The sequence below is a fragment of the Nonomuraea sp. NPDC048892 genome, from assembly GCF_040649735.1.
Taxonomy (GTDB): Bacteria; Actinomycetota; Actinomycetes; order Streptosporangiales; family Streptosporangiaceae; genus Nonomuraea; species Nonomuraea maheshkhaliensis.
This window is the reverse complement of the sequence record NZ_JBEZFZ010000003.1, coordinates 520,405-546,799: the sequence shown is the minus strand read 5'-3', so window position 1 is coordinate 546,799 and position 26,395 is coordinate 520,405. Positions and strand designations below refer to the sequence as shown.

21 protein-coding genes and 1 other RNA gene are annotated in these 26,395 nt (G+C 72.8%); 15 read left to right on the top strand and 7 right to left on the bottom strand.

Annotated features, from left to right (window positions below; translation table 11 throughout):
- Positions 1 to 35: 35 nt before the first annotated feature.
- Together AB0C28_RS12180 and AB0C28_RS12175 are read right to left on the bottom strand one after the other, a co-directional pair.
- On the bottom strand, positions 36 to 1,115 hold the full coding sequence (locus AB0C28_RS12180; RefSeq protein WP_358074007.1) for a M20/M25/M40 family metallo-hydrolase: 1,080 nt from the start codon (positions 1,113 to 1,115) through the stop codon (positions 36 to 38).
- A complete protein-coding gene (locus tag AB0C28_RS12175; RefSeq protein WP_358074004.1) occupies positions 1,112 to 2,140 on the bottom strand; it encodes a membrane dipeptidase in 1,029 nt (342 codons plus the stop codon). Before AB0C28_RS12175 ends, AB0C28_RS12180 begins: the two co-directional genes overlap by 4 nt.
- Here AB0C28_RS12175 and AB0C28_RS12170 point away from each other — a divergent pair.
- Genes AB0C28_RS12170 through AB0C28_RS12145 form a run of 6 tightly spaced genes read left to right on the top strand, consistent with a single transcriptional unit; the run spans position 2,139 to position 11,290 of the window.
- The gene (locus AB0C28_RS12170) at positions 2,139 to 2,945 is read left to right on the top strand and encodes a 4Fe-4S single cluster domain-containing protein (RefSeq protein WP_358074001.1); all 807 of its coding nucleotides are present in this window, start codon (positions 2,139 to 2,141) and stop codon (positions 2,943 to 2,945) included. The two genes, AB0C28_RS12175 and AB0C28_RS12170, sit on opposite strands and share 2 nt — an antisense overlap.
- Positions 2,942 to 4,345: a hypothetical protein gene (locus AB0C28_RS12165; RefSeq protein ID WP_358073999.1), complete on the top strand. Its 1,404-nt coding sequence runs from the start codon at positions 2,942 to 2,944 to the stop codon at positions 4,343 to 4,345. Before AB0C28_RS12170 ends, AB0C28_RS12165 begins: the two co-directional genes overlap by 4 nt.
- Positions 4,342 to 6,825, top strand: coding sequence for an AAA family ATPase (locus AB0C28_RS12160; protein ID WP_358073996.1), 2,484 nt, complete (start codon positions 4,342 to 4,344; stop codon positions 6,823 to 6,825). The genes AB0C28_RS12165 and AB0C28_RS12160 overlap by 4 nt, the downstream gene beginning before the upstream one ends.
- Complete coding sequence (locus tag AB0C28_RS12155) at positions 6,812 to 8,518, top strand: hypothetical protein (protein ID WP_358073993.1); 1,707 nt, start codon at positions 6,812 to 6,814, stop codon at positions 8,516 to 8,518. Before AB0C28_RS12160 ends, AB0C28_RS12155 begins: the two co-directional genes overlap by 14 nt.
- Complete coding sequence (locus AB0C28_RS12150; RefSeq protein WP_357843961.1) at positions 8,515 to 9,333, top strand: hypothetical protein; 819 nt, start codon at positions 8,515 to 8,517, stop codon at positions 9,331 to 9,333. Before AB0C28_RS12155 ends, AB0C28_RS12150 begins: the two co-directional genes overlap by 4 nt.
- Positions 9,317 to 11,290: a hypothetical protein gene (locus AB0C28_RS12145; RefSeq protein WP_358073990.1), complete on the top strand. Its 1,974-nt coding sequence runs from the start codon at positions 9,317 to 9,319 to the stop codon at positions 11,288 to 11,290. Before AB0C28_RS12150 ends, AB0C28_RS12145 begins: the two co-directional genes overlap by 17 nt.
- Before the next feature lie 22 nt (positions 11,291 to 11,312).
- On the opposite strand, the gene AB0C28_RS12140 is transcribed toward AB0C28_RS12145, so the two are convergent.
- On the bottom strand, positions 11,313 to 12,257 hold the full coding sequence (locus tag AB0C28_RS12140) for a hypothetical protein (protein WP_358073987.1): 945 nt from the start codon (positions 12,255 to 12,257) through the stop codon (positions 11,313 to 11,315).
- Complete coding sequence (locus AB0C28_RS12135) at positions 12,250 to 13,482, bottom strand: hypothetical protein (protein WP_357843970.1); 1,233 nt, start codon at positions 13,480 to 13,482, stop codon at positions 12,250 to 12,252. The genes AB0C28_RS12140 and AB0C28_RS12135 overlap by 8 nt, the downstream gene beginning before the upstream one ends.
- Positions 13,483 to 13,540: 58 nt before the next feature.
- Here AB0C28_RS12135 and AB0C28_RS12130 point away from each other — a divergent pair, with 58 nt between their 5' ends.
- Positions 13,541 to 13,855: a CU044_2847 family protein gene (locus AB0C28_RS12130; RefSeq protein ID WP_346101283.1), complete on the top strand. Its 315-nt coding sequence runs from the start codon at positions 13,541 to 13,543 to the stop codon at positions 13,853 to 13,855.
- Positions 13,852 to 18,327, top strand: a complete 4,476-nt coding sequence (locus AB0C28_RS12125; RefSeq protein WP_358073984.1) for a tetratricopeptide repeat protein — start codon at positions 13,852 to 13,854, stop codon at positions 18,325 to 18,327. The genes AB0C28_RS12130 and AB0C28_RS12125 overlap by 4 nt, the downstream gene beginning before the upstream one ends.
- A gap of 64 nt (positions 18,328 to 18,391) precedes the next feature.
- On the opposite strand, the gene AB0C28_RS12120 is transcribed toward AB0C28_RS12125, so the two are convergent.
- Entirely contained in the window at positions 18,392 to 19,846 is a 1,455-nt protein-coding gene (locus AB0C28_RS12120) for an NAD(P)/FAD-dependent oxidoreductase (RefSeq protein WP_358073981.1), read from the bottom strand.
- A gap of 105 nt (positions 19,847 to 19,951) precedes the next feature.
- Between AB0C28_RS12120 and AB0C28_RS12115 the strand changes: the two genes are divergently transcribed.
- The 6 genes from AB0C28_RS12115 (at position 19,952) to AB0C28_RS12090 (ending at position 24,513) form a co-directional block, all read left to right on the top strand.
- Positions 19,952 to 20,752, top strand: coding sequence for a Nif3-like dinuclear metal center hexameric protein (locus tag AB0C28_RS12115; protein WP_358073978.1), 801 nt, complete (start codon positions 19,952 to 19,954; stop codon positions 20,750 to 20,752).
- Between the two features lie 2 nt (positions 20,753 to 20,754).
- A complete protein-coding gene (locus AB0C28_RS12110; protein ID WP_358073975.1) occupies positions 20,755 to 21,495 on the top strand; it encodes a C4-type zinc ribbon domain-containing protein in 741 nt (246 codons plus the stop codon).
- On the top strand, positions 21,492 to 22,784 hold the full coding sequence (locus AB0C28_RS12105) for a bifunctional RNase H/acid phosphatase (RefSeq protein ID WP_358073973.1): 1,293 nt from the start codon (positions 21,492 to 21,494) through the stop codon (positions 22,782 to 22,784). The genes AB0C28_RS12110 and AB0C28_RS12105 overlap by 4 nt, the downstream gene beginning before the upstream one ends.
- An 86-nt stretch (positions 22,785 to 22,870) precedes the next feature.
- Positions 22,871 to 23,262: RNase P RNA component class A (rnpB, locus tag AB0C28_RS12100), an RNA gene on the top strand.
- A 172-nt stretch (positions 23,263 to 23,434) separates the two neighbouring features.
- Positions 23,435 to 23,926 carry an SRPBCC family protein gene (locus AB0C28_RS12095; protein ID WP_357843989.1) on the top strand — a complete coding sequence of 164 codons (492 nt, stop codon included), beginning with the start codon at positions 23,435 to 23,437 and terminating at the stop codon, positions 23,924 to 23,926.
- A 146-nt stretch (positions 23,927 to 24,072) separates the two neighbouring features.
- The gene (locus AB0C28_RS12090; protein ID WP_358073970.1) at positions 24,073 to 24,513 is read left to right on the top strand and encodes a hypothetical protein; all 441 of its coding nucleotides are present in this window, start codon (positions 24,073 to 24,075) and stop codon (positions 24,511 to 24,513) included.
- A gap of 167 nt (positions 24,514 to 24,680) precedes the next feature.
- On the opposite strand, the gene AB0C28_RS12085 is transcribed toward AB0C28_RS12090, so the two are convergent.
- Positions 24,681 to 25,328, bottom strand: a complete 648-nt coding sequence (locus AB0C28_RS12085) for a class I SAM-dependent methyltransferase (protein ID WP_358073967.1) — start codon at positions 25,326 to 25,328, stop codon at positions 24,681 to 24,683.
- 171 nt (positions 25,329 to 25,499) lie between these two features.
- On the opposite strand from AB0C28_RS12085, the gene AB0C28_RS12080 reads away from it, so the two are divergent.
- Positions 25,500 to 25,721, top strand: a complete 222-nt coding sequence (locus AB0C28_RS12080; RefSeq protein ID WP_358073964.1) for a hypothetical protein — start codon at positions 25,500 to 25,502, stop codon at positions 25,719 to 25,721.
- A gap of 13 nt (positions 25,722 to 25,734) precedes the next feature.
- Here the strand turns inward: AB0C28_RS12080 and AB0C28_RS12075 are convergent, their stop codons facing one another.
- A complete protein-coding gene (locus tag AB0C28_RS12075; RefSeq protein ID WP_357844001.1) occupies positions 25,735 to 26,373 on the bottom strand; it encodes a class I SAM-dependent methyltransferase in 639 nt (212 codons plus the stop codon).
- Positions 26,374 to 26,395: the final 22 nt, after the last annotated feature.

Below are 26,395 nucleotides of genomic sequence, written 5' to 3'. Positions count from 1 at the left end.
CCAAGGGGGCCGGCTCGGCCGGCCCCCGACACGCGTTAGCGGACCGCCTCGATCAGCGCCCGCAGCAGCGCGGTGCGGCCTGGCATCTCGGCCACGACGACGTGCTCGTGGTCGGCGTGCGCCCCGCCGCCCACCCCGCCCAGCCCGTCGAGCGTCGAGCAGCCGACGCCGGCGGTGAAGTTGCCGTCGGAGGCGCCGCCCACCGAGGCCGACGTCAGCGGCGCCAGCCCCAGCCCGGCCGCCAGCTCCTGCGCCTTCGCGAACAGGCCGGCCGACATCGAGGGCTCCAGCGGCGGCCGGTTGGGCCCGCCGAGGATCTCCAGCCGGGTGCCCGGCACCACCGGCCGCAGCGCGTGCATGGCCGCGTCCACCCGGGTCTGCTCGGCCACCTCCGCCGCCCGCACGTCCACCCCGACCTGGGCCGCCGCCGGGACCGTGTTGTGCGTGGTGCCGCCCGACAGTGCCGTCGGGGTGACGGTGGTCGCGCCAGCCCCCATGGCCGCGATGGCCAGGATCTGGTGGGCCAGCTCGATCCCCGCGTTCGCCCCCTTCTCCGGTTCGAGGCCGGAGTGCGCGGCCTTGCCGTGCACCTTGACGTGGTAGAGCGAGGTGCCCTTGCGGGCCGTCTTCAGCGCGCCGCCGTCGGCGCCGGCCTCCATGACGAAGGCGGCGGCCAGCCCGCGCGCGGTCTCCTGGATCAGCGGGGCCGAGGTGATCGAGCCGACCTCCTCGTCGCCGGTGACCAGCAGCGTGACGCCGTCGAGCGAGTCGAGCCCCGCCAGGGCGTGGAACGTCTGCACCAGCCCCGCCTTCATGTCGAACACCCCCGGCCCCCTGGCCACGCCGTCCACCAGGGACCAGGGGTGGGTGACGAGGGTGCCGATCGGCCAGACGGTGTCGTGGTGGCCGAGCAGCAGCACCCTGGGGGTGCCGAACGACCAGCGCAGATGCGTGACGCCGTCGATCACCAGCACCTCGGGCCCTGTGCCCAGGTGGCGAGTGCCCATCGCGGCCACGACCTTCGCGCTGCGGGCGACGGCCTCCAGGTCGCTGGAGAACGATTCGCACAGGACCAGCTCTTCGAGGTCTTCGATCATGCCTGCGGGGTCGTTCATGCCAGCCGCTCCCCGAGGAAGCGGTGCACGTTCCCGCCGATGATTTGCATGACGTCCTTCTCCGGGAGCCCGCGCGCCAGCAGGCCCTCGGTCACCATGGGCAGCCCGGACGGGCCCTCCAGGCCGGGGACGGCCCGCTTCGGGTCCAGGCCCCTGATGTGCACGTCCTCGCAGCACGGGGGCGTCAGGTCGGTCATCACCTCGCGGATGAAGTCGGGGCCGAGCCCCACGTGGTCGATGCCGGCGACGGACGCGATGTGCTCGATGTGGTCGAGCAGCCGGTCGAGCGTCATGTCGCGCTCGTCCTCGGCGAGGAAGGGGGCGAAGAAGTTGACGCAGATCACGCCCCCGGTGGCGGCCACGGCGCGGAGCTGGTCGTCGGTGAGGTTGCGGTGGTGGTCGCGCAGGGCGCGGGCGGAGGAGTGGGTGGCCATGAGCGGCTTGGTGGCCAGCTCCAGCACGTGCTCGACGCCGGTGGCGCCCAGGTGGGAGACGTCGAAGACGATGCCGAGCCGCTCCATCTCGGCCAGCGCGGCGACGCCGTCCGTGGTCAGGCCGCTGCCGGTCGCGTCCTCGCCGCTGCCGTCGGCCAGCGGCGTGCGGCCGAAGTGGGCGATCGAGGCCACCCGTACGCCCAGCCGGTGCACGGTCGAGATCAGCTCCACGCTCGCGTCGAGGCCCGGCATGCTCTCCATCGCCAGCACCAGGGCGATCCTGCCGTCGGCCAGCGCCCCGTCGATGTCGGCGGCGTCGAGGCAGAGCCGTACGTGCTCGGCGTTCCCCTCGGCCAGCACGTGAGCACACTCGATCATGCGCAGCGTCTGCCGCAGCGCGCCCTCGGGCCGGTACTGGTCGTCGATGAAGACGGGCAGCACCTGGAGGTTCACGCCGCCGTCACGCAGCTGGGGCAGCCAGCGCTCGCGGAAGAACGAGGCCCACTGACCTGGCGGTCTGGCCGAGACGGCCATCAGGAGGTCATTGTGGGTGTCTGCCACGATCGCGCGCTCGTGCAGGGAGTTCGTCATGGGACGGACGGTATCGCGGGGATCGTTCCAGCTCCACAAAGCACTCCGGTTTTCCCGCCCTGGGCGTGTACATTTGCCACCAGGGAGAATCGCTGGACCTGGCGAGGGTGTCATGCCCAACACTTTCCAGCGACCGTTACCGCCCTGCGGGCGGTCACACGGGGGGTCGCTTCTCAACGTCGCGGCGACGTGCGTCGGCACATCCGTGCTGGGCCCGGGACGCCGCTCGGTGGTGTGGGTGCAGGGGTGCCCGTTCCGCTGCCGGGGCTGCATGGCGCCCGACTGGATCCCCGACCGGCCCGCCCGCCTCGTCGAACCCGCCGCGCTCGTCGCCGAACTGCTGAGCGACCCCCAGGTGGACGGCCTGACCCTCAGCGGCGGCGAGCCCATGGAGCAGGCGCGGGGGCTGACCGAGGTGGTCAGGCTGGCCCGGCTGGTCCGTGACGTCACGGTCATCTGCTTCACCGGCCACCGCCTCGAACGCCTGCGCACCCGCCCGCCCGCCACCGGCGTGCCCGATCTGCTCGCCGCGCTGGACGTCCTCATCGACGGCCGTTACGTGGCCGCCCGCGACGACGGCAGGGGCCTGCGCGGCAGCGCCAACCAGCGGGTGCACCACCTGACCGGCCGCCTGGCCGGCCACGACTTCACCGGTGGCGCGCGCAAGGCCGAGCTCAGGGTGCGCGACGAGGAGGTCCTTCTCGTCGGCGTCCCGCCCCCTGGCCTGCTCGGCGCGCTCGACACCGGACCAGAGCCCGGCGGCGCGGCCGGGCACGTCACGCCGGGCGGAGGCAGGATGCGATGAGCGGGAAGAAGCAGTACCACGTCGACATGTCGGAGTGGTTCCGTACGAGGGTGGCCGCGCCGCTGGCCCGCTGGGCGATCGACGACTCCGTCATGGAGGAGGTCAGGCGGCGCGCCATGGAGGGCGCGCAGGACAGCCTGGGGGAGATGCGCGACCGGCAGGAGCGGGTCGAGCAGGTGGTGGCCGGCTTCAGCACGCAGACCAGGCTGCTGGAGCAGGAGACGAACCGGCGGCTGCGCGAGCACGGCGAGGAGCTGACCAGGCGGATGCTCTCCGCCGACCGCGAACTGCGCCGTGAGCTGAGCGGAAGGCTGGCCGAACGCGAACGCGCGCTCCGGGCCGAGATCGCCGCCGAACGCGGCGAGCGGCACAAGCTCGAGGGCCGCCTGGACGACCTCGAAGGCGGCCGGCGCACGGCGGCCCAGGCCGCCGCCGCCACGCTGGCCGAGGCGGGCGCCCTGCGCGACCTCATCGCCGCGACCTATCCCCACGAACGGTACGAGCCCGGCAGGCTGACCGCCCTGGAGCAGCGCTTCGCCACCGTGGAGCGCAACCTGGCCCAGGGCACGCCCGAGGCCGCGCTGGGCCTGGCGCAGACCGTCTACCACGAGCTGAGCGACCTGCGCGTCACCCTGGAGCTGCGCCACCGCGAGTGGAGCGGGGCCCGCTCCGACGCCGCCCAGGAGCTCGACACCGTACGCGCCATGATCGAGCGGGACATGGACGTGTCCGTCGCCGGCATGGAGGGGGCCGAGCAGGGCGTGCGGTTCGACCTCGGCCACTGGTCGATGGGCGAGCTGGAGCAGTTGCGCGCGGAGGTGGCCGCCGCCTACGACCGTGTCCGCGACCGTGTCCACGACGAGGCCGGCCCGCTCGGCGTCGAGGAGCTGCGCGAGATCGTCGAGAGCACCGCCCCCCGCTACCGCGAACGCTGGTCGGAGATCGCCGAGCGCGCCGAGCGGCGGCTGCTCGCCTCCCAGATCCGGGTGAACCTGGCCGACTTCGTGGTCACCAGGCTCGACCAGTTCGCCGGGTTCCTGCTGCTGGAGAACGAGACCGGGTACGCCGGCCAGGACCAGCGCGAGGCGTTCTACGCCAAGTTGCGCCACCCGGGCGGCGACGAGATCGTCATCGAGGTCGTCACCGCCGAGTCGGACGACAGCCAGAACACGCTGCGCGTCATCTCGTACGACGAGGAGAGCGGCTCGCTGGACCAGCGGCTGGCCCGCAGCCGCGAGATCACCGCCCACCTGCGCGCCAACGGCGTCCACGTGAGCGACCCCGAGACCGAGCCCGGCGCGCCCGATCCCGTCCTGCGCGAGATGCGGATGTTGCGCGGGCCCGCCGGGCAGGAGCGCGCGAGCCGGCCTGGCACGTTCCATGACGAGGCCGGGCGGTGACGCGGCCGGCCCGGCTGGCCGCGCTGGACAGCGCGGGAGAGCCCCTCGTCGTCCTGTACGGCGAGGCCGTGGACGACGTGTTCGTCGGCGCCGACTACCGGGCCGTCAGGATCGACGAGGCGCTGTGCGACGTGCTGCTCGCCGAGGGCTTCGAGCGGATCGTCTTCAGCGGCGTCAAGTGGAACGTCTACTTCCTCGACGAGCGCTCCAGGGCGTCGTCCCGCCCCCGGCCGGCCGCCCAGGCCCGTCCGCGCCGGATGCGGTCCGGCCTCACCGGGCCCATGGGGAACGGGATCATCGCCGACCTCGGCACGGCTCCCGCGCCGGTCCCGGTCCAGGGGCTGGGGGACGAGGCCGCGGTGCGGCTCATGGACTCGTTCATGCGCGAGGGCGGGCCGCGTACGGCGCTCGTGTTCCTGGAGGCGGACGAGTGGCTCAGGCACTCCAACGCCGTCCGCAACGCCGCCGCCGCGCTGTCCGGCTGGCTCGGCGGGAGCGGCGGCCACCTCGTCGTCATGCTGTTCAAGCACCAGACCCTGCTCGCCGTGCAGGACGCCGTGGCCGCGACGCACGGCTTCCCCCGGCTGGAGAGCCATCTGACGCGGCTGCGCGAGCCGGGGCGGCACGGCGCCTTCGCCGTCGGCCCGCCGGACGCGGCCGAGCTCGAACGGCTGGTCCACCTGCTGCGGCTGCGCTCGGGCCTGGCGCCGGCCGACCCGCGCGAGGTGTCCAGGCTGGCCCGCGACCTGGCCTCGGCCCGCCTGCCGCTGCGCGTCTGGGAGAGCAGGCTCACCCGCCTGGCCACCGAGGGGACGCCGCTCGGGCGCGGCCTGCTGCGCGAGCGCGGCTGGGTGGAGCGGCCTGGCCACGGCGACGACAACCCGTGGGAACGGCTGGAGCGCATGCCCGGCCTGGCCCCGGTCAAGCAGCACTTACGCCGGCTCAACGCCCGGCTGGCCGCCGAGCGCGCGCTGCGCGAACGGGGCCGCGGCGGGCCCGGGCGCGGCTCGCCCCACCTGGTGTTCGCCGGCAACCCCGGCACCGGCAAGACCACCGTGGCCGAGCTGGTCGGGGAGATGTACCGCGACCTCGGCCTGCTGCCCAGCGGCCACGTCGTGCAGGCGGAGCTGGCCACGATCGTCTCTCGTTTCGTCGGCAACACCGCGCACGAGGTCACCGCCAGGGTCGAGGAGGCGCGGGGCGGGGTGCTGTTCATCGACGAGGCGTACCGGCTGGTCCAGCAGGGGCCCGGCTACGGCCAGGAGGCCATCGACACGCTCGTCTCCCTGCTGGAGAGCGGCCGCGAGGACTTCGTCGCCGTCCTGGCCGGCTATCCCGAGCCCATGGAACGCCTGCTGGACGCCAACCCCGGCCTGCGCAGCCGCTTCCCCCGTACGAACGTGATCGAGTTCCCCGACTACGAGCCGGGCGAGCTGCTCGCGATCCTGCTCGGCATGCTCGCCGACCGCGGCCTGACCTGGACCCCCGAGACCGAGCCCGCTTTAAGAGCCGTGGTGACCAAGGTCAGGGACGAGGCCGGCACCGAATTCGGCAACGCCAGGGTCATGCGCAACCTGGCCGGCGAGCTGTACGACCGGTGGGCCGAGGACGGCGACCCCGACCGGCCGCTGGAGCCGTCCCACCTGGCCGGGCTGCTGCCGGACGCGGCCTCCGCCGGCCCGCCCGATCCCGCCGAACTGCTGAGCGAACTCGACGCGATGGTGGGGCTGTCCGGCGTCAAGGACCTGGTCAGGGACCTGTACCAGGTACTGGCCCTGCGCGGGCGCAGGCGGACGGGGCAGGACCTGATCGCGCCCCACCTGCTGTTCGTCGGACCGCCGGGCACCGGCAAGACCACCGTGGCCAGGGTCGTGGGACGCGTCTTCGCCGCGCTCGGCCTGCTCCGCACCGGCGCGGTCCGCGAGGTGTCCAGGGCGGACCTCGTCGGGGAGTACCTCGGCCACACCGCGGTCAAGGTCCGCGAGGCCGTACGGTCGGCGCTGGGCGGGGTGCTGTTCGTGGACGAGGCGTACGGCTTGTCGGAGGGCGGAGGCCACGACCCGTACGGGCAGGAGGCGATCACCGCCCTGGTCAAGGAGATGGAGGACCACCGGGGCGAACTGGTGGTGATCGCGGCCGGCTACCCGCGCGAGATGGACGACTTCCTCGCCGCCAACCCCGGGCTGCGCTCCCGCTTCGCCGAACGGATCGAGTTCCCCGGCTACACGACCGGCGAGCTGACCGAGATCCTGCGGATCGCCGCCGCCGCCCAGGGCTACACGCTCACCGCCGCCGCCGTCGAGAAGGCGGCGGACTGGCTGGCCGCAGAACGCGAGGCCGGCGGTGCGGCCTTCGGCAACGCCAGGACGGTGCGCAAGCTGCTGGAACGGCTGGAGACCGGGCTGGCCAGGCGCACCGCGAACGGTGCGCACGACCTGTCCACGATCACCCACGAGGACGTGCCCCATGCCCCCCGCTGACGCGCCCCCGCGCTGCCCCGTGTGCCTCACCACCGCCGCCGGCGAGCCTCCCGACTGCCGGACGTGCGGCTGGACCTTGTACGGCCCACCCGTGCTGGGCCGTCTCACGGCGGCCGACGAACGCGAGTTCACCGAACGACTGACAACCGGCCAACGCGCCCACGACCTGCTGGCCGCCACCCGCGCCGCCCACTTGGGCTCGGGGTTGGAGGCGCTGGTGCGGGCCGGGCCTGTCCAGATGGAGGAGCGGCGTACTGCCGAGCAGGACGTGGCGCGGGAGCTGGCGGCGCTGGACCTCACCGACGCCGACCCACACCAGGCAGCCGAACAGGCCGGGGCGGCCGGCGAGGTCGTCGTCGTGGAGATCGCCGAGGAACGGATCACCGCTGCCCGCTTCGCCCTGACCAGCGAAGCCGGGCCTGTGGAGTCGGCCGAGCTGCGTGTGGTGGAGTGGCGGTCGCTGGTGCCGGATTTATCCGGCGATCCGGTGGAACGGGCCTTCACGCTCGCGGGCGGGATCGGGGTACGGCCCGTCACCTACTTGACGGAGACGTTCGCACCGACCCTGAGCGGGCTCGCCACGCGGGACGATCAGGTGACCGTCATCAACCGCCTACCCGGCTGGCCACTCGCGGACGCCGTCGCCGAGACCATGCGGCACCACCATCCCGGATCCCGCCTCCTGCTCGCCCGCCCTCCCACCACCCGGGAGCCGCCGCCCAATCTCTCAGAGATGGTGCGGGTGCGGGGCGGGATCACGGCGGGTGCGGCCGGCGTGCTGAGGGACGGGCGGGCCTTCGTCGCGGCAGGTGGCGCGGACGGGTCGGTGACCGCGTGGGCCCTGCCCGGCGCCGTCCGGCTGTCCCTCGACTCCCGCCACACCGCCCGCGTGACCGCCGTGGACCTGAACGACGACCTCGTGGTCAGCGGCGACGGCAGGGGCGTGGTCCTGTGCCGGCGCCTGCGTGGGGACGACACTGAGCCCCGCCCGCTGGTGGCCCACCTCGACCGGGTCATCGCCGTGCATGCCGGAGACACCGCCGTGTTCAGCCTGGACGGCACCGGCGCGCTCTGGCGCACGCCCACCGACTCCGGCGGGGACGCCTTCCACGTGGACGTCACGATCGCCGCCGCCAGCGCCCTGGCCGTGACCGGCGACGGCACGATCGTCGCCACGGGCGGCACCGACGGCACGATCCGCCTCTGGGACGGCCACACCGGCGACCGCATCCGCGCGATCAAGGCCGCCGGCCGGATCACCGCCCTCGCCTTCGCCCCGGACGGCAGGACGCTGGCGATCGGCCAGGTCGACGGCACCGTCGCCCGCTGCGACCTGACCGCCGGCCACGTCACGGCACTTCCCGTGGCGTCCCCCACGACCGGCCGGCCGATCCGCACGGTGGCGCTGCGCGACGACGGCGTGATCGTCACCGGCGACGACACCGGGCTGATCCGCTGCCACCCGTGGGCGGGCACGGGACCCGCGGTGGGCACGGCATCCGCGGTAGGCGCTGGATCCGTGGGTTCGGGATCCGTGGCGGGCGCCGGATTCGCGGTGGGCACGCACGCGCCCGCCGCCGTCAAGGCGGTCGCCTCGCATGCGGACCGGCTGCTCAGCGCGGGCGCCGACGGGCTGGTCCGGCTCTGGGCCCGCGACTTCACCCGATCGTCAGGCAGGAGTGGACAGGCGTGAACGAGGAGCAGTTCCTGACGCTGCTGGAGGAGGCCGACCCGCTCGGCACCCTGCCGGAGGCCGAGGAGGTCACGGTGGAGGAGGCGAAGAAGGCGCTGCGTCAGGCCTTCGACGACTTCGAGCGCTACGTCCACGAGGGCACCCCGCCGGGCGGGCAGGACACCGAGCGGCAGGCGGCCACGATCGCCCTGCTCAGGACCGCGCTGCTGGCCTCACTCGCCGCCCTGCGCACGCCGCAGCCCCGCCGAGGGCGCCCGCAGGAACGGCGTCCGCAGGAACGGGGTCCCGGCCTGCCGCTGCCCAGGATCCGGCTGCCGATCTTCTCGGAGCCGCCTCCGGCCCAGGAACGCGCTCAGGAGCCGCCGCGCGTACACGTCTCCACGCTGAGCGAGGCCGCCAAGAGCGCGTTCGCGGCGGCCCGCAGGCTCCTGGCCTTCGCCCAGCCGCCACCACCGCAGAAGGTGATCCAGCCGTGGGCCGCCGACGCCGAGCTGATCGGCCACCTGCACCTGCTGCTCGGCGCGGAGCACACCGGGGACGGCGAGCTGGCGCTGGCCTACGTCGGAGACCTGCGCACCACGCTGCGCCAGCGGCACGGCATCGACGTGGTGACGTACGACGGGCACAACGGCGAGCTGTTCGAGATCCACGACTGCGTACGTCCAGCGGACTCGGGCCGGACGAGACGACCGGCGCTCACCACGCGAGGAGAGCTGCTGCGCCGCGGCGAGGCGTTCGCGGTGCTCCCGGAGCCCGATCAGGAGGTGCGGCCGGAGTCCGGCCAGGAGGGGGAGAGAAATGAGCAAGACGTCTGACGCCGTCGTCGTCGGCTTCGACCTCGGCCACGGGGAGACCGCTGTGGCGTGGGCGCACACGGGCAAGAACAGCGTGCCCAACGTGATCGACTTAAAGGGCCGCGGCGGCCGCCAGCACGTCACCGCCGTCGCCACCCTGCCACCCGAAACCCAGCCGCCGGACGCCGGGCGAACCGGCACGGTGCTGGTCGGTGAGGACGCCGTGTGGGCGAGGGACGTCGACCGGCTCTACCTGGCGTTCAAGTCGCCGTACGTCGACCGGGAGGAGGTCCGCCGCCCGGTGCACCTGTTCGTCGGCAAGATCAGGCAGGACATCGACGACATGCGCACCGTACCCGCCGCCAAACGGGTCGAATGGGTCTTCGGCGCGCCCTCGGGCTGGGACCGCGACACCATGGACGCCTACGCCCAGGTGCTCGCCGACGCCGTGCGCGGGCCGGTGACCGTGGTGCCGGAATCGCGCGCCGCCCTCCTGTACGCCAGGGACGCCGGCGAGGTGCGCGTGGACGTGGACCGGCTGCTCGGCTCGGTCCTCGTCACCGACCTCGGCTCCTCCACCACCGACTTCACCGCCGTGATCGGCCGCAGCGCCCGGCCGTTCGACTACGGCACCAGGCTGGGCGCGCACCTGATCGACAAGAGCATCCTGGCCAGGGTCGTGGAACGGCACCCGGAACGGGCCCGGCTCGAAGAGGCGCTCGACGACACCACCGAACGCCTCAAGCTGGAGCTGCGCTGCCGGCAGGCCAAGGAGCAGTTCTTCCGCACCGACCCCGAGCGCTTCGTCCGCGACGCCAGGGAGATGGTCGTGGTCACCCACCCGGTGTTCGACGCGACCGGCAGGGTGCTCGTGGTGATCGAACTGTCGGGCGCGGACATGGCGGAGGTCCTCGACACGCCGCAGCCGGCGCTGGAGCAGCGGTCGTGGCGGCAGGCGTACCGGGACGACCTGATCCAGGCCGCCGACGAGATGCCGGCGGACCCCGACGTGGTGCTGCTGACCGGAGGGGCCTCGCGGATGCGGTTCGTGCAGGAGATCACCAGCGAGGTCTTCGGCGACGACCGCGTGCTGCTGGGCGCGGAGCCGGAGGTGGCCATCGCGCGGGGGCTCGCCCTGGCCGGGCGCACCAGCGTGCGGGCGGAGGGCTTCCGCAAGGACGTCAGGAAGCTGCTCGAGGGCGACCGGATCGAGTCGCTCATCGCCGACCGGCTGCCCGCGCTGACGGACGAGCTCGGGCGGGCGGCGGCCGACGGCATCACCGACCGGCACATCGTCGGCGCGATGCGCCGCTGGCGCAGCGGATCGATCAGGACGCTGAACGACGTCGCCAAGGAGGTCGCCGCCGGGGTGCACGGCGAGCTGACCGACCCCGACAACCCGACGATCACCAAGGTGGTCGTGGCCTGGCAGAACGACCTGCTGCCCGACATCAACGAGCTGACCAGGCCCGTGTGCGAGCGCTGGCACGTCCCGCCCGCGTCGATGGCGCTGAGCCCGATCCGGCTGAGCGGCTCGAAGGACTGGCGGATCAGCGTGGACGTCGGCCCGGCCACCGGCATGCTGACCGGCATCGCGGCGACCGTGGGGGTGGCGGTCGCGGGGGTGCTGGCGATGACGTTGTTCGGCGGCGGGGTGGCCATCATCGCCACCACCGGCCCGCTCGGCGTGATCATCGCCTTCGTGGCCGGCCTCTGGGCGCTGTTCGTCGGTATGGAGGCGGCGAAGGAACGGATCGGCGACGTCAACCTGCCCGCCATGGTCAGGGAGCTGCGCAGCGAGGACAAGCTCGTGGCGAAGCTGCGCGAGAAGGCGGCGGGCAACGAGGCGGCCCTCGCCACCAGCCTGGGCCGCCAGTTCGCCGCCGACGACGACGGCGACATCGCCCGGCAGCTCAACCAGCTGGTCGCCAGGGAGTTGGAACGCCTGGCGGAGGAGGCGGAACTCCTGATCTCCTGACCCGGCCCGTGATCGGTGGGGGTCAGGCGCGGGCCCTGGTGATGTCGTCGCCCCACGGCACCCGGGGCCGGCGCGCGTGGGTCTCGTGGTCGGCGAGCGCGCCCGCCAGGGCCGCGTCCACCTCGCGCAGGCGCTCGTCGATCCCGTCCAGCAACACCCGCGCCCGCTCCGCACCGGAGAGCCCGGCACCGAGCCCGGCGAGGGCGTCGGCGATCTCCCTGTCGGCGCGCGCGTACGCCTTGGCCGACTCAAGCCGCTGCTCCCGCAGGTCGGCCAGCTCGGCGAAGCGGGCGGTGGCGGCCGTCGCGTCGGCCTCGGCCCGTGCCATCGCCTCTTCGGCCGCGCGGAGTGAGGACTGCGCCGTCGCGGCCCGTTCCAGGGACTCGCGCACCCGTGGCGTCAGCGCCGCCCGCCGTTCCTCGCTCAGCAGAAGCAGCTCCTCCGAGCCCGCGAACACGCCCTCCTCGGCAGCCGCGACCGGCGGACCGATCTCGGCCAGCCGCCGCTCGATCAGGGCGCGCTGCGCCGCCAGCTCCCCGAGCGCCCCGGCCAGCCGCTCGGCCCTGCGCAGCCGGGTGACCTGCTCGGACAGCTCGGCGTGCTCGTCCACCGCCGCGCGCACCCGTTCCTCGCGCTCACCCAGCGCCGCGCGCCGGGCCCGCAACGCGGACAGCGACTCCCCGAGCGCCGCCAGGTCCTCCTGCCTGGTACGCAGGTACTCCTCCACTTCGGGCCCGGCGTCCGCCTCGGCGAGCAGCCCAGACACCGCGCTGGACAGGCCCGCGAGCTCGGTGATCGCGTCGTCGAGCCGGATGACGCCGTCCAGCGCCGCCACCGGGCCGCCGCCGGGCTCCGCGCGTTCGAGCTCGGCCACCGCCCACGCCGCGGCCCAGCGCAGCGCGTCGAGAGCGGCTTCCCTGCCGCCCGCCTCCACGGCCGCCGTGATCCGCCGCCTCAGTTCATCCATCGCCGTGCCGCTCCTCCAGTACGTACGCCAGCGCCGGACCGCCCCCGTCACCCCGTACGACGACGACCCCGCCACCACGCCGATCCGGCCAGTACGTGACCTCCACCGGCCCCTCAGGCACCGCCGGCCCCGCAACGGCCAACCGCCCCGCCGGAACAGTGGACCCCGGGAAGGCCCTCGTCGGTCCCGGGGCGGTCGGCGATGGCTCCGGCGTGCTCTCCACCTCCAGCGCCCGCCCCTCGGACAGCACCTCGACCACGGCCCTGACGCCCCGCCCGCTAGCCGCCACCGGAATCTCCCACGACCGCAGCAGCCCCCCGGCGACCCGCCGCCCGGCCAGCCGTACGGAAGAGTGCCCGGGCTCGCGCGCCCGCACCGTCCCCGCCGCGATCAGCGCCGCCCCCCGGGCGACGGCGTCGGCGCCCACCTCGCGCACCCCACGCGGAAGGCGCCCGGCCGCGGACACCCCCTCCACCACGGCGGCCCGGACCAGCGACGGCACCCCGGCGCCGCCCGCGACCACCACCTCAGGCTCCAGCCCCGGATGACGGGACAGCAGCGCGGCCACGGCGTCGCGCAGGGCGGCCGCCACCGGCTCGAAACCGTCGAGCACCTGCCCCGCCGTCACCCGGGCCCGCCCCCTGGCCAGCAGCGGCTCGTAGACGAGCGTGGCGCGGTACCGGTCCAGCTCACGCGCCCGAGGCAGCACCAGCCCGGCCCGCTCGGGCCGCTCCAGCACCTCCCTGCGCAGCGCATGCGCGAACTCCGCAACCGGCCGCCCGTCCGCCAGCCGCCGCTCATAGCACTCCACGCCGGCCCGCTCGGAGTCGGCCACGGCCATCTCACCGCCCTCGGCCAGGCACAACGTCACGCAGACGGCGTCCGTGCCGGCGTCGCAGACCGCGAAAACCCCCTCGCACCCGGCGACGACCGCCTCCCCGTGCCCCAGGAAGACCGGCGGCGGCAGCCCGCAGCCGGCGAGCAGCCCGTCCAGCCGCTCCCGCTCCAGCGCGCCCCGCGCCCCGCCGTGCAGCCAGTGATCAGGTACGGCGCACACGAGCGCCCCCGCCGAGCCCAGCCCGCCCAGCAGCTGCGCCAGGAACCGGCCGTCGATCACCTCGGGCGACGGCACCGGCGCACCCGGCACGCCGTCAACGGCCGCCGCCGTCCACGCCGTGCCCACGGCGAGCCCCACCGCCGGATCGGGGTTACGAACAACCGTCACCCAGCGATAGTAAATCGGAGGCCACCGGGCGCATCCGCGAAAAAGGGGGACGGTTCGCGTGAGCAGAGTTGTGCGGTTCAGCACCGACGAGGGGGCCGAGCTGCTGGTGGAGGTCGAGGACGACGCGTACGGCACCGCCAGGATCTCCCGCGGCGACGGCATCATCGACGCGGGCAAGCACCTGGAGGAGGTCCTCGACAAGACGCTGACCACGGTGAAGCCCGTGGTCGAGGCCGTGCGCAGGCTCGCGCCGGACGCCCACGAGATCGAGTTCGGGCTGAAGCTCAACGCCCAGGCCGGCGTGATGGTGGCCAAGACCGCCATCGAGGGCCACTTCACGGTCAAGCTCATCTGGAACAGCCAGGCCCCATGACACGCCCGCCCGATCCCGACCGGCCGCCCTGGCTGGTACGCGTCCGCGCCGCCCCCGAGGACCCGGCGGGCGAGATCGGGGCCGGCCTGCTCGCCGCGGGACGACATGTCCTGACCTGCGCCCACGTCTGCGTACCCGGTCAGCCGGAGGACGAGCCGCTGCCCGCCGAGCCGCCGGCGGTGCCGCTGGACGTCAGCTTCCAGTTCTGCGGCAACGTGCCGATCCAGGCCGTGGTGGCGCCGGGCGGCTGGTTCCCCGGGCCTGACATCGCCGTGCTGGAGCTGCTGGAGGAGCCGCCGGCGGACGCCGTCCCCGCCCCGCTCTGCACGGCCAGGGGGACGCGCGGGCACGACGTCACCGTCCACGGCTATCCGAGGGGGTTCGACCATGACGCCGTGCCGTCCACCGGCTTCGTCCAGGCGGTCACCGGCCAGGGCTGGCTGGCGCTGGTCTCCCGCGAGGGCATCAACCTGGAGGCGGGCTTCTCGGGGGCGCCGGTGTACGACCACGCGCTCGACGGCGTCATCGGCATGGTCGTCAGGCGGGTGGAGGTACGCAGGTCGGGAGATCCGCGTACCGGCTTCGCCATCGCCGCCGACGACCTGGCGGCCCGCCTGCCAGGGCTGCCCGGTGGGCTGCGCAGGCCGTTCACCAGGCAGGACCGGGCCCGGGTCGAGGCGCTGACCACACTCCCGCTGAGCGCCGGCGGCGAGCTGCCCCGGGTGCGCGACGCCGACGTGCACGACCTCGGCGTCACCGTGGCGCGCGGCGCCCGCGGGGACCCACCCGTGTACGTGCCGCGCAGGCGGGTGGACGAGGAGCTGGCCGCGGCGCTGGCGCACCCGTTCGTGGTGGCCATGGGCCCCTCGGCGGCCGGCAAGTCCCGCTCACTCGTCGAGCTGCTGCGGCGGGAGCGGCCGGACGCGGCGATCATCGTCCCGTGGGCCAGGACCGGCACGGTCGACGAGCTGTCCAAGCTGACGCTGCCGCTGCCGCCCCAGGGCGCGGTCATGTGGCTGGAGAACCTGGACGAGTTCCTCAGCGCCCAGAGCCTCAACACCGCCAGCCTCGACCGGATCGCCGCGCACGACCCGCCGATCACGGTCGTCGCGACCATGCGCGGCACCGTCTACCGCACCCTCGTCGCCCAGAGCACCCACGTCGCCAAGACGACGGAGGCGGTGCTGACCAGGGCCGCGCAGGTGGAGGTCCCGGCCGCGCTGGCCGAGGAGGACCGGCCGCGCGCCGCCGAGCTCTACCCCGACGACGACTTCACCGAACGGGGAGTGGGCGAGGTGCTGGTCGGGGCCCGGCAGCTCGAAGTCCACTACCGCTACCCCGACTCCAGGGAGGGCCTGGCCGTGCTCCAGGCCGCGATCGACTGGAGCAGGACCGGCGTGCGCACGCCGATCGGCGAGCCGGCGCTGCGCGAGCTGTCGGCCGCCCGCCTCGCCGAGGAACTGCCCAACGCCGACCCTGACGCCGCCTTCGCCGCCGGGCTCGCGTGGGCGCTCGAACAGCTCGACGGCAACGTCCACCCCATGCTGCGGGTATGGGCGCCCGGCGGCGGGGCCGCGTACCGGCCGCACAACTACCTCGTCGCGCTGGCCTCGGGCGACCGCGACGTGGTCGCCGCGCGGCCGATCGCCCAGGCCGCCTGGGAGCGGGCCGTGGCGGACGCGCCGGCCGAGGACCTGCTGACGCTCACGTACACGGCGTTCGTCCAGGGGCAGTCCGGCGTGGTCAGGCAGGCGGCCGCCAGGGCGCGGGAGCTGGCGGGCGAGCCGGAGATCAGGGCGTGGGCCACCGTGCTGCTCGGCTCGGTCGAGGGGCTGGAGGGCGACTTCGCGCGGGCGCGTGAGCTGCTGGAGGAGGCGCAGGTCTCGGGGATCGCCGAGGTCGTGACGCTGGCCGCGTACGAGCTGGGGCCGCTGCTGCTCAACATCGGCGACATGACCCGCGCGGCCGAGGTGCTCGAACCGCTCTTCGACGACCCGGACGCGCCGCCGGGGCTGCTGGCCGAGGTCCAGCTCGCCATGGTGCGCATCAGGCAGGGCCGGCAGGACGAGGCGATCGAGCTGCTGACGGAGGCCGCCGCGGCGGACGATCCGCGACCGGCCGAGACCGGCGTGCGCAAGTCGGCCGTCGAGCCCGGGCGTCAGCACGGCCCCGGCAACGAGCGCGAGCGCAGATTCCAGCGGCTGCGCGACGAACACGCCGGCGCGGGCCGTCCCGACGGGCCCGGACTGCTCTCCGGGGAGCGGCAGGAGATGTTCCAGGCGCTGCGCGGCGCGGGGGAGTCGCTGGCCCCGCTGCTGGCGCGCACGCTGCTCAGCGGCCTGCTCGTCGGCAGGGGCGAGATGACCGACGCGCGCCGGCTGCTGGAGTCGGTCGCCGAGTCGCAGGACCCGCGCGTGCTGCCGCTGCTGCACGCGGCCATGGGCGGGCTGGCCCTGGTGGAGCAGGACTTCGACACCGCCAGGGAGCTGCTCGGGCAGGCGGCCGCCTCCGGCCATCCTGGCGCGGCCCCCGCCGCCCGGCTGGACCTCGCCGACCTCGCCTACCGGGAGGGCGACGCCGAGACCACGCGGGAGCTGCTGGACGCGATCGTGGCCGAGGGCCACCCCGACTTCGCCCCGCGCGCGAGCAGCCTGCTCGGCAACCTGCTCGCCCTGCAAGGGGACTTCGCCGGCGCGCGGGACGCCTACCAGGCGGCCGTCGACGCGGGCAACGCCTACTGGTCGCCGATGGCCAAGATCGAGCTGGCCGTCCTGCTCGCGCAGCAGGACGCCGAGCAGGCCCCGCGCTCGCGGCTGCTGCTCGAAGAGGTGATGGCCGAGGAGCATCCCGACCACGCGCCCCGCGCCGCCGACCTCCTCGGCGACCTGCTCAGCGGCCTGGGGGAGACAGCGGGCGCGGAGGTGGCGTACCGGCGGGCCATCGACTCCGGCAACCACTACTGGGCGCCCATGGCCAAGCTCGACCTCGCCGCCCTGCTCGACCAGCTCCCCTCGCCGCCGCTGGCCGTCGTCGAGACGCTGCTCAACGAGGTGGCGGGGGCGCCGCACCCCGACCACGGCCCGCGCGCCGCCGAGATGCTCGGCGAGCTGATGATCGAGCTCGGCCGCCCGGACGAGGCCGAGCGGCGCTTCCAGGAGGCCATCGAACGCGACCACCCGTACTGGTCGCCGCTGGCTCAGATCGGCCTGGCCGCCGTCCGCGCCGACCAGGGGCGCGACGAGGGCGTCCTGGACCTGCTCGAAGCGGCCGGCGCGGCGGACGACGCGCAGATCTCCGCCGTCGCGCTGCTGCGCCGCGCCGCCCTGCTCCTCGACGCCGGCCGGACCGAGGAGGCCGGCGCCGACCTGAGCGCCGCCGCCGGCTCCACGCTCACCGAGTTCGCCGCGCTGGCGCTGGTCGAACAGGCCAAGCTGGCGGTACGGGACGGTGATCTCCAGCGCGCCGTGGCCCGCCTCGAAACCATGCGGGAACGGCTGGCCTCCCTCGGCACGCCGACGTCCCGTACCCGCGAGCTGGGCCTGCCGGAGGGGACCGGCTTCGCCTACCTGCGGGCGTGCGACTTCCTGCACGACATGAACGAGATGGACACGGCGGGCGAACTGCTAGAAGAACTGCTCGCCCGGCCGCCCGCCACCCTGGAGCCCGGCCTCCTGCCCGCCGCGCAGGCGCGGCTCGGGCGGATCCGGTACATGGAGGGCCGCTTCGACGAGGCGCGGGCGCTGCTGTGGCAGGCGCTGGCCGGGGACGTCCCGTACGTGATGCCGATGGCGCGGGCCTACCTGGCCAGCCTGTTCATGAAGCAGGACAAGCTCAGTGCCGCCGCCGAGATGGTCGAGCCGCTGGTGCGGGAGGGGGACGCCGAGTACCGGCCGTTCGCGATGGCGCTGCTGGGGCGGATCAGGGTGGTGACGGGGGCGTACGAGGAGGGGCGGGGGCTGCTGGAACAGGCGTTGGCGGAGACGGCGGAGTCGGGGGACGAGGACGCGGCGGCGGAGATCCGCGACAGCCTCGCCGTCCTCTCCACCGCCCGCCCACCCGCCACCGTCCCCGACCCGGCCCCCGCACCACTTTCGGCCACGGACGAGACCGCGCCGCGTCCCAGCACTGGTGACCTCGTGCCGGAGGCGGTCGACGAGCAGACGGAAGGGCCGGCGGCGGAGGTCAAGTTGTGGCTGGGGGAGGTGGCCTCGGCGCAAGGGGAGGTCGAGGAGGCGGCCTGGTGGTTCGGCGAGGTCATCGACGGCGCCGACCCGGCCACCCGCGACCTCGCCCGACTCGCCCTGGCCACCCTCCGATACGAGCAGGGCGACCTCGACACCGCCGCCGACCTCGCCCGGTCCCCGGTCACCGCGCACGGCGAGGTGTCCGTCCGCGCCGCCGCCCTGCTCACGGAGATCGCCGACCTCCGCTGCTTCCACCTGCGCGCCGGCGGCGGACCACCGACGAGGTGACCAGCCGGGCGACCTCAGCCGACAGGGGACCTTGGCCGGGTGATCTCAGCCCAGTGGCCCCGATCTACGTGGCCCCGGCGCTCCGGTACGCCGGCTGCGGCGGCCGGGCCGTGAGCCGGCGGTAGAGCGTCGTCTGCCCCGGCCAGTTGTTCGTGACCCGCCCGTCGGCCGTCTTGTACCAGCTCTGACACCCCTCACCCCACACCATCCGCGACATGGCCGCGTCGAGCTGCCGCCGCCAGGCCGCCATCGCCTCAGGCCGCACCTCGATGGGCCCGTGCCCGGCCAGGTACGGCAGGCACGCCATGATGTGGTTCACCTGGCATTCGATCATGAAGACGATGGAGTTGTGCCCGAGGTTGGTGTTGGGCCCGTACAGCATGAACAGGTTGGGGAAGGCCGGCAGCGAGATGCCCAGATAGGCCTCGGCGCCGTCCTTCCACCGCTCTTCCAGGGAGAGCCCGTCGCGTCCGACCACCTCCATCGGCGCGAGGAACTCGGTGCTCCTGAAGCCGGTGCCGTAGACGATGGTGTCGATCTCGTACGAGCCTTCGGTGGTCTCGACGCCCCCGGGCGTGATCCGGACGATCTTGTCGGTGACGAGTGACACATTGGGCCTGGTCAGGGCCGGATAGAAGGAGCTGTCGATGACGACCCGCTTGCACCCGGGCGGATAGTCGGGCGTGAGCCTGGCCCGCAGCTCGGGGTCGGGCACCTGGTCGCGCAGGTGGCGCAGCGCCCGCTGCTTGAGCAGCCCCTCGCTCCAGCCCTGGGCGAGCGCGGGGTAGAGGGTGCCTTCTGCGTAGCGGTAGATCCATTCGCGGTACGCGCGCTGCAGCCCCGGCACGTAGTGGAAGGCGAACCTGACCAGCGGCCCGAACGTGGCGTCCGGCTTGGGGATGACCCAGTTGGGCGTGCGCTGGAAGACGTGGAGGTGCCTCGCCCGTTCGGCGACGCGCGGGATGAACTGGGCCGCCGACGATCCGTTCCCGATGACCGCGACACGCCTGCCGGTGAGGTCGTGCTCGTGGTTCCAGCGGGAGGAGTGGAACGAGACGCCCTCAAAATCTGACATGCCAGGAATGTCGGGCATCCGGGGCCGGTTGAGCTGCCCCACCCCCATGACCACCACGTCGAACCGCTCCGTCCGCTCGCCGCCGTCCTCTGTGGCCGTGGTGACCTGCCAGCCCGAGCCGTCGAACTCCGCCCGCCTGACCTCCGTACGGAACCGGATCTTCTCCCTGACGCGGTACTTGTCCGCGCAGTGTTCGAGATAACCGAGGATCTCGGGCTGCTCGGGATAGCGCCGCGTCCAGCTTGAGTACTTCTCGAATGAGTACGAGTACAGATGTGAGGGAATGTCGCACCCGGCCCCCGGATAACTGTTGTCCCGCCAGGTGCCGCCGAGATCACCGGCCTTCTCGAAGACCGTGTACGACCGGATGCCGGCGCGTTCGAGCCGGATCGCCATGCACAGCCCACCGAACCCCGCACCGACGATCGCCACGCTTGGTGCCATGCCGTCCTCCCGCCTCAAGTCAGGATCCACTTACGTTACGCCGAACCCCGTTCTGAAGACACCCCCGCGAACCCGGCGGACCGGTAGTCTGCGCAGGTGGCTGCTGTGACGTTGACGAACGTGATCGAGGTGCTGGAGGCGGCCTACCCGCCCGGCCGGGCGGAGTCGTGGGACGCGGTGGGGCTGGTCAGCGGAGATCCGGCCCAGGAGGTGCGCCGGGTGCTGCTCGCGGTCGACCCGGTCGCCGCCGTGGCCGAGGAGGCGCTCGACTGGGGGGCCGACCTGATCGTCACCCATCACCCCCTCTACCTGCGCGGCACGACGACCGTCGCGGCCACCACGCCGAAGGGCCGCCTGATCCGCACCCTGATCAAGAACGACGTCGCCCTCTACACCGCCCACACCAACGCCGACGTCGCCAACCCGGGGGTCTCCGACGCCCTGGCCAGAGCCGTCGGCCTCGTGGGTGATCTGGTGCCGCTCAAGCCGTTCCCGGACGACCCGTGGCGCGGGCTGGGCCGCATCGGGGAGGTGGCCGAGGGCATGACGCTGGGCGAGTTCGCCGCACAGGCGGCCAAGGGCCTGCCGCGAACGTTCGCGGGCCTCCGGGTGGCGGGCGAGCCGTCCCGCCCGGTCGCGCGCGTGGCGGTCAGCGGGGGAGCGGGCGACTCGCTGCTCGCCACGGCCGCCGCCGCAGGTGTCGACGTCTTCCTGACCGCCGATCTGCGGCACCATCCGGCCAGCGAGTTCGTGGAGTCCGGCGGCCCCGCGCTGATCGACGCCGCCCACTGGGCCACCGAGTGGCCCTGGCTCGACAGCGCGGCGTCCATCCTGCACGCCAGTGGCGTTACCGTTGAGACGCGTGTCTCCGCCACGGTCACCGATGCTTGGACAAGAGGATATTGATCATGAAAGCAGCCCCCGAGGCCCAGAAGCGACTGCTCGACCTGGCAGAGCTCGACTCCGTGATTGATCGGCTGGCCCACCGCCGCCGCACCCTTCCCGAGCTGGCCGTGATCGACGAGAAGTCGAAGTCGCACGCCAGGCTCGCCACTCAGGTGATCGAGGCCGAGACCGAGGCGGGCGACCTGGCGCGCGAGCAGACCAAGGCCGAGAGTGACGTCGAAGCCGTGCGCACCCGGGCCGACCGCGACCAGAAGCGCCTCGACTCCGGCGCCGTGACCTCGCCCCGCGACCTGGCGAGCCTCCAGTCCGAGATCGTCTCGCTGCACAAGCGCCAGGGCGACCTGGAAGAGGTCGTGCTGGAGATCATGGAGCGCAGGGAGGCCGCCGACACCAAGGTGACCGACCTGGTGGCCAAGAGCGACGAGGTCCGCGCCGAGCTCTCGGCGGCCGAAGACCGCCGCGACGCCGCGCTCGCCGAGATCGAGAAGGAGACGGGCGAGGTCCAGGGCCGCCGCACGGGCGTCGCCGGCGAGATCCCCGCCGACCTGCTCAAGCTCTACGAGAAGCTCAGGGAGCAGTACGGCGTGGGCGCCGCCATGCTGCACGGCGGCCGGTGCCAGGGCTGCAAGGTTGCCCTGTCCATCGCCGAGATGAACCGCATCAAGGCCGCTCCCCACGACGAGGTGCTGCGGTGTGAGGAGTGCCGCCGCATCCTCGTCCGTACGGCAGAGTCAGGCCTGTGACCTCCTACGTCATCGAGGCGGACGGCGGCTCGCGGGGCAACCCCGGGCCCGCCGGTTACGGCGCGGTCGTCAAGGACGCCGCCGACGGCCAGGTGCTGGCCGAGGCGGCCGAGGCGATCGGCGTCACCACCAACAACGTCGCCGAATACCGCGGCCTGATCGCGGGCCTGCAGGCCGTGCTCGACCTGGGCGGCGACGGGTCGGCGGTGGCCGTGCGGATGGACTCGAAGCTGGTCATCGAGCAGATGGCCGGCCGCTGGAAGATCAAGAACGAGGGTCTGCGCCCGCTGGCGGCGCAGGCGGGGTCGCTGGTCAGGCGGCTGCGCGTGACGGAGTGGACCTGGATCCCGCGCGAACGCAACAAGCACGCCGACCGCCTGGCCAACGAGGCCATGGACGCCGCCGCCAAGGGGCTGACCTGGACGGCCGGGGGCACGTTGGGGGACGACGGCGCCTCCAGAAGTACTGGCACAGCCAAGAAGGCGACGCAGACCGACAGAGGCCCCCAGCCCTCCACAAAGGGATCGAGTAAGCCGGCGGGCCAGACCGACCTCCTCGACACCGGCCTATCCGGCCCCACGGCCTCCCTGGCCTCCGCCCAGCAGAAAGCCAGACCCACGAACACGACGGCCACCGGAACCGGAAGCGGTACTGGCTGGGCCCCACCCACCCGAGTCGCCACCTCCCTGCTCCTCCTCCGTCACGGCGAAACCGAACTGAGCGTCGAACGCAGGTTCTCAGGCCTCGGCGACGCCGAACTCACGGCCGCCGGCCTCGCTCAGGCATCCGCAGCAGCGGAGCGGCTGTCGCGGGAGCCGTACCGGCTGGACGTGATCGTCACCTCCCCGCTCAAGCGCGCCCGCCAGACCGCGCAGGCGGTCGCCGCCCGCACCGGCCTCGACGTGGACGTGTGCGAAGACCTCAGGGAGGCCGATTTCGGCGCCTGGGAGGGCCACACGTTCACGGAGGTGCAGCGCCGCTGGCCCACCGAACTCGCGGCCTGGCTCGCCGACCCGGAGGTCGCCCCGCCGGGCGGCGAGAGCTTCGCCACGACCGCCCGCCGCGTAGAGGCGGCCAGGGAACGGCTGGCGGAACGGCACGAGGGCAAGACGGTGCTGGCGGTCTCGCACGTGACGCCCATCAAACTGCTCCTGCGGCAGGCCCTGCTGGCGCCGCTGGAGTCGCTGTACCGCATGCACCTCGACCTGGCCTGCCTGTCGCTGATCGAGTACTACGCGGACGGCCCGTCCGTGGTGAAGTCCTTCAACGACACCTCCCACCTCCGCTGATGGACGCCGTGCCGGAGCTCCACCTGGCGCGGCCGACCGGGGGCGGCCGACCGGGGAGCGGCCGAAATTTGATACCCTTCCGCAGACGAGTCGGCCGGGCGACCGCGTCGGGCCTCATCAGGCCCGCCGAGGAAGGTCCGGGCTCCACAGGGCAGGGTGGTCGGTAACGCCGACCCGGGGTGACCCGCGGGAAAGTGCCACAGAAAGCAGACCGCCTTCCGGCCTGGCCGGGAGGTAAGGGTGAAAGGGTGGTGTAAGAGACCACCAGCGCCCACGGTGACGTGGGCGGCTAGGTAAACCCCACCCGGAGCAAGGTCAAGAAGGGACGCTCTCCGGAGCGTTCCGCGCGCGACGTTCGAGGGCTGCCCGCCCGAGCCGCGCGGGTAGACCGCTTGAGACCGCCGGCAACGGCGGCCCTAGATGGATGGTCGCCCCTTCACCAGAAGGACAGAACCCGGCCTACAGGCCGACTCGTCACCCACCCTCTCTGACCAGGGCTGAATCCGCGCCCCCTCGGCAAGGCATGCCTCCACACGGGGAGCGAGCACCTGACGGCGCCTCGACCAAGGCGCCGCTTCATTAGCATGGACTAATATAAGGCGATGCTGCTAGCGTGCGTCCCGTTCACTCGAGAACTGGAGCACTCCGCCATGAAGTACACCGTTTCGATCGAGATCGCTTTGCCACGGGAGAAGGTGGCCCAGCTGCTCGCCGACCCGGAACACGTGTCGAAATGGCTGCGGGGCCTGGTGCTGCACGAGCCGCTGAACGGGGTGCACGGGCAGGTCGGCACCAAGTCGCGAGTGGTGATGCAGATGGGCCGGCAGCAGATGGAGGCCACCGAGACCATCACGCGCCGGGAACCGGTGGACCTGCACGAGATCCCGCGGGAGACCGTCGTCCACTTCGACCGCGAGATCATCGGCAACGGCATGTGGAGCATGGTCCGCGACCGCCTGACCGAAGCAGGCCCGGAGACGACGCTCTGGGAGAGCGAGAGCGAGTACCGGTTCAGCGGCTTGCTGATGCGGCTGATGGGGCTCGTGATGCCCGGGGCCTTCCGCAAGCAGTCGCTCAAGCACATGCAGGACTTCAAGGCATTCGCCGAGCACGGAACGGACGTCCGCCAAGTCTCGGGCTGATCTACGGCCTGAACGCGAGAGCCGAAACGCGGCCCGCGTGGAGGAATTGAATGGGCTGCGTCACTCGCGAAAATGTCACGCCGTGCACGAGTCCTTGACGCCCTGGAGATATTTACCGGCAGGCCCCGCTCAGGCATATTGAGCCCATGAGCCCGGCCGACCGCAGGCCCTGGTGGGACGAACTCCCCGTCACCCAGAAAATCATCGTGTTCGTGGCCCCGCCGTGCATCGCGATTTTCAGCGTGACGAGGCTGATCATTGTCCGGCCTTCAGGCTTCGAACTCGTGACGCTCCTGGCCCTCGTGCTCCTGGGCGTCGTGCTGTGCGCCGGCACGGTGCGTGATCTCTTGCGCATGAGAACCCAGAAAACGCAGGGGCGTCCTCTCTTTGAGATCACCATGCGCGGATACCGCCGGAGCGACGTGGACAGCTACATAGCGTCGTTGGAACGGCCGGCTGATGACGCTTCTCCCGCGAACACGCAACCTCTGCCCGACCGGCCGCAGTTCGTGACGGTATGGCGCGGCTACAACCCGCGCCGGGTGAACGAATACCTCGCCGAAAAAGGCAGAGACGCGATCTCCTGACCGTCCGGCATTGTCGGCTCGCGAGCCCGTGATGCACGCCGTTGCCTGAACCACCGCCGCCTGAACCAGGGAAGGAGATGACCTGCGAGCCGCTGGTCACCTTCGCCCGCGCGGAGTCCGTGGCGCCCGTCGCGTACGCGGTGGCCGGCGACGAGCGGTAGTGGTCGTCACCGCTTACGGACCAGCAACTGCACCGCCTGCGACCGGTGGCCGTTCATCGTGGTGACCTCGATCCGATGCTTGTCCACCAGGTCGAAGCCCGACAGCAGGGTGTGCAGCTCCGCGAGGTCGTGGTGCCGGCACACCGCACCGTCGTCAGTGGCGAAGACTCCGTACGGTGTGCCGAATCGCTGCGCGTGGGCGGCGTAACGGCGGTGGTTTCGTTCGTCGTCCTGGAGGATCATGTCGCTGACGTAGAGCAGCCCGCCGGGCGCCAGGACCCGGCTCAGCTCGGCGACCATCGCCCGCTGAGCGGCATCGTCGGGGACGCACGTCAGCACCGCGAACAGCAGGACGACATCGAAGCTCGCCGACGCGCAGGTCAGGTCCGGTGGGGACTCCAGGACGGCGAAGCGCAGGTCAGGCCGTAGCTGACGACCCCGCTCGATCAGCGCGGAAGACAGGTCAACGCCGGATACGTCGGAGAACCCGTGCTCGCTCAGCTCGGCCATGACCCGGCCGTACCCACATCCGTAGTCCAGGACCCGAGCGTCCGGTCTCACCCTCGCCAGCCAGCTGAAATCGACAGGATGGGTGAACGTCTTCGTCGCCCCGACGCCGTCCCAGTATGCGACCTGACTGCCAAGATCCTTCATGCGAGTACAGAATACGGCCGGCCGTCACTGCTCTCATGATGGCGGCGCAAGCATGGAGTACCGGATGGGTACAGATCGTTGCGGTCGGTGATGGATAGTGGTGGGCTCGTCACTATCGCGCCGGGCATAGAGCCCCACTACCGGGAAGAGGGTGACGTCCGTGTCGCGGTCATGACGCACGGAGACGGCACGTGGGCCCGGGCCGAGGAGCGCGATGGTGAGGTCACCGTGCATCAGGGCGGGCCGCGTCGGCTGTGGGATCGCCTCGACGACGTGCGTGACTACTGGATTCGCCATGGCGAGCTGCCGTTCCGCGGGGCCAGGGCGACCATCGGGCGGGACGGGGTGATCACGCTTCAGCGTGGCCGGTGGAAGGCTGTCATCGGCCGGTAGAGGCTTCGGCTGGTCAGTGTTTCGTCGTGTGGGCGTGGCCCAGGATGTGGGCGGTGCGGGGGACGAGGGGCTGCGGGGAGAAGGTGAATCTGTCGGACTCCGTCACCTCGAAGCCGGCGCGTTTGATCGCGCGCAGGGTGTCCCGGTTCGGGTGGCAGCCGCCCGCCGCTCGGCGCCAGGCCGGGGTGATGGCGTCCTCCAGCAGGGCGAACAGCGGGTTCGCCGAGCGTACGTGCTCGTAGAAGCACAGCCGCCCGCCGGGGACGAGCACCCGCGTGATCTCCGCCAGTGCCCGCTGCTGCGACGGCACCGAGCACAGCACCAGCGACACCACCGCCGTGTCGAAGTCGCCTTCCGGGCCGGGCAGGGCGTCGGCGTGGCCGGGCACGACGGAGACGGGCACCGGGGCCGAGCTGGCCGCGGTGGTGGCGAGCGCGCGCAGCGTGTCGTCCGGCTCCACGGCCACGACCTCCGTGACCGTCTCCGGGTAGTGGGGGAAGTTGCGGCCGTTCCCGGCGCCGATCTCGATCACCCGGCCCTCGGCGCCGGTCAGCAGCCGCCGCCGGTGCTCGTACGCGCCCCGCTGGTCGGTGAGCACGCTCATCCGCGCGTACGCCTGCGCGAAGCGTGGGTTCTGGAAGTCTTGTGGCATGGTGTCCCCCGGGTTGCGTTTT

What these genes read in the sequence shown, in the direction of transcription:
- AB0C28_RS12180 (WP_358074007.1), bottom strand. Translation starts at nt 1,115, where the DNA reads ATGAACGACCCCGCAGGCATGATCGAAGACCTCGAAGAGCTGGTCCTG.
- AB0C28_RS12170 (WP_358074001.1), top strand. Translation starts at nt 2,139, where the DNA reads ATGGGACGGACGGTATCGCGGGGATCGTTCCAGCTCCACAAAGCACTC.
- AB0C28_RS12175 (WP_358074004.1), bottom strand. Translation starts at nt 2,140, where the DNA reads ATGACGAACTCCCTGCACGAGCGCGCGATCGTGGCAGACACCCACAAT.
- AB0C28_RS12165 (WP_358073999.1), top strand. Translation starts at nt 2,942, where the DNA reads ATGAGCGGGAAGAAGCAGTACCACGTCGACATGTCGGAGTGGTTCCGT.
- AB0C28_RS12155 (WP_358073993.1), top strand. Translation starts at nt 6,812, where the DNA reads ATGCCCCCCGCTGACGCGCCCCCGCGCTGCCCCGTGTGCCTCACCACC.
- AB0C28_RS12145 (WP_358073990.1), top strand. Translation starts at nt 9,317, where the DNA reads ATGAGCAAGACGTCTGACGCCGTCGTCGTCGGCTTCGACCTCGGCCAC.
- AB0C28_RS12140 (WP_358073987.1), bottom strand. Translation starts at nt 12,257, where the DNA reads ATGGATGAACTGAGGCGGCGGATCACGGCGGCCGTGGAGGCGGGCGGC.
- AB0C28_RS12125 (WP_358073984.1), top strand. Translation starts at nt 13,852, where the DNA reads ATGACACGCCCGCCCGATCCCGACCGGCCGCCCTGGCTGGTACGCGTC.
- AB0C28_RS12120 (WP_358073981.1), bottom strand. Translation starts at nt 19,846, where the DNA reads ATGGCACCAAGCGTGGCGATCGTCGGTGCGGGGTTCGGTGGGCTGTGC.
- AB0C28_RS12110 (WP_358073975.1), top strand. Translation starts at nt 20,755, where the DNA reads ATGAAAGCAGCCCCCGAGGCCCAGAAGCGACTGCTCGACCTGGCAGAG.
- AB0C28_RS12095 (WP_357843989.1), top strand. Translation starts at nt 23,435, where the DNA reads ATGAAGTACACCGTTTCGATCGAGATCGCTTTGCCACGGGAGAAGGTG.
- AB0C28_RS12090 (WP_358073970.1), top strand. Translation starts at nt 24,073, where the DNA reads ATGAGCCCGGCCGACCGCAGGCCCTGGTGGGACGAACTCCCCGTCACC.
- AB0C28_RS12085 (WP_358073967.1), bottom strand. Translation starts at nt 25,328, where the DNA reads ATGAAGGATCTTGGCAGTCAGGTCGCATACTGGGACGGCGTCGGGGCG.
- AB0C28_RS12080 (WP_358073964.1), top strand. Translation starts at nt 25,500, where the DNA reads ATGACGCACGGAGACGGCACGTGGGCCCGGGCCGAGGAGCGCGATGGT.
- AB0C28_RS12075 (WP_357844001.1), bottom strand. Translation starts at nt 26,373, where the DNA reads ATGCCACAAGACTTCCAGAACCCACGCTTCGCGCAGGCGTACGCGCGG.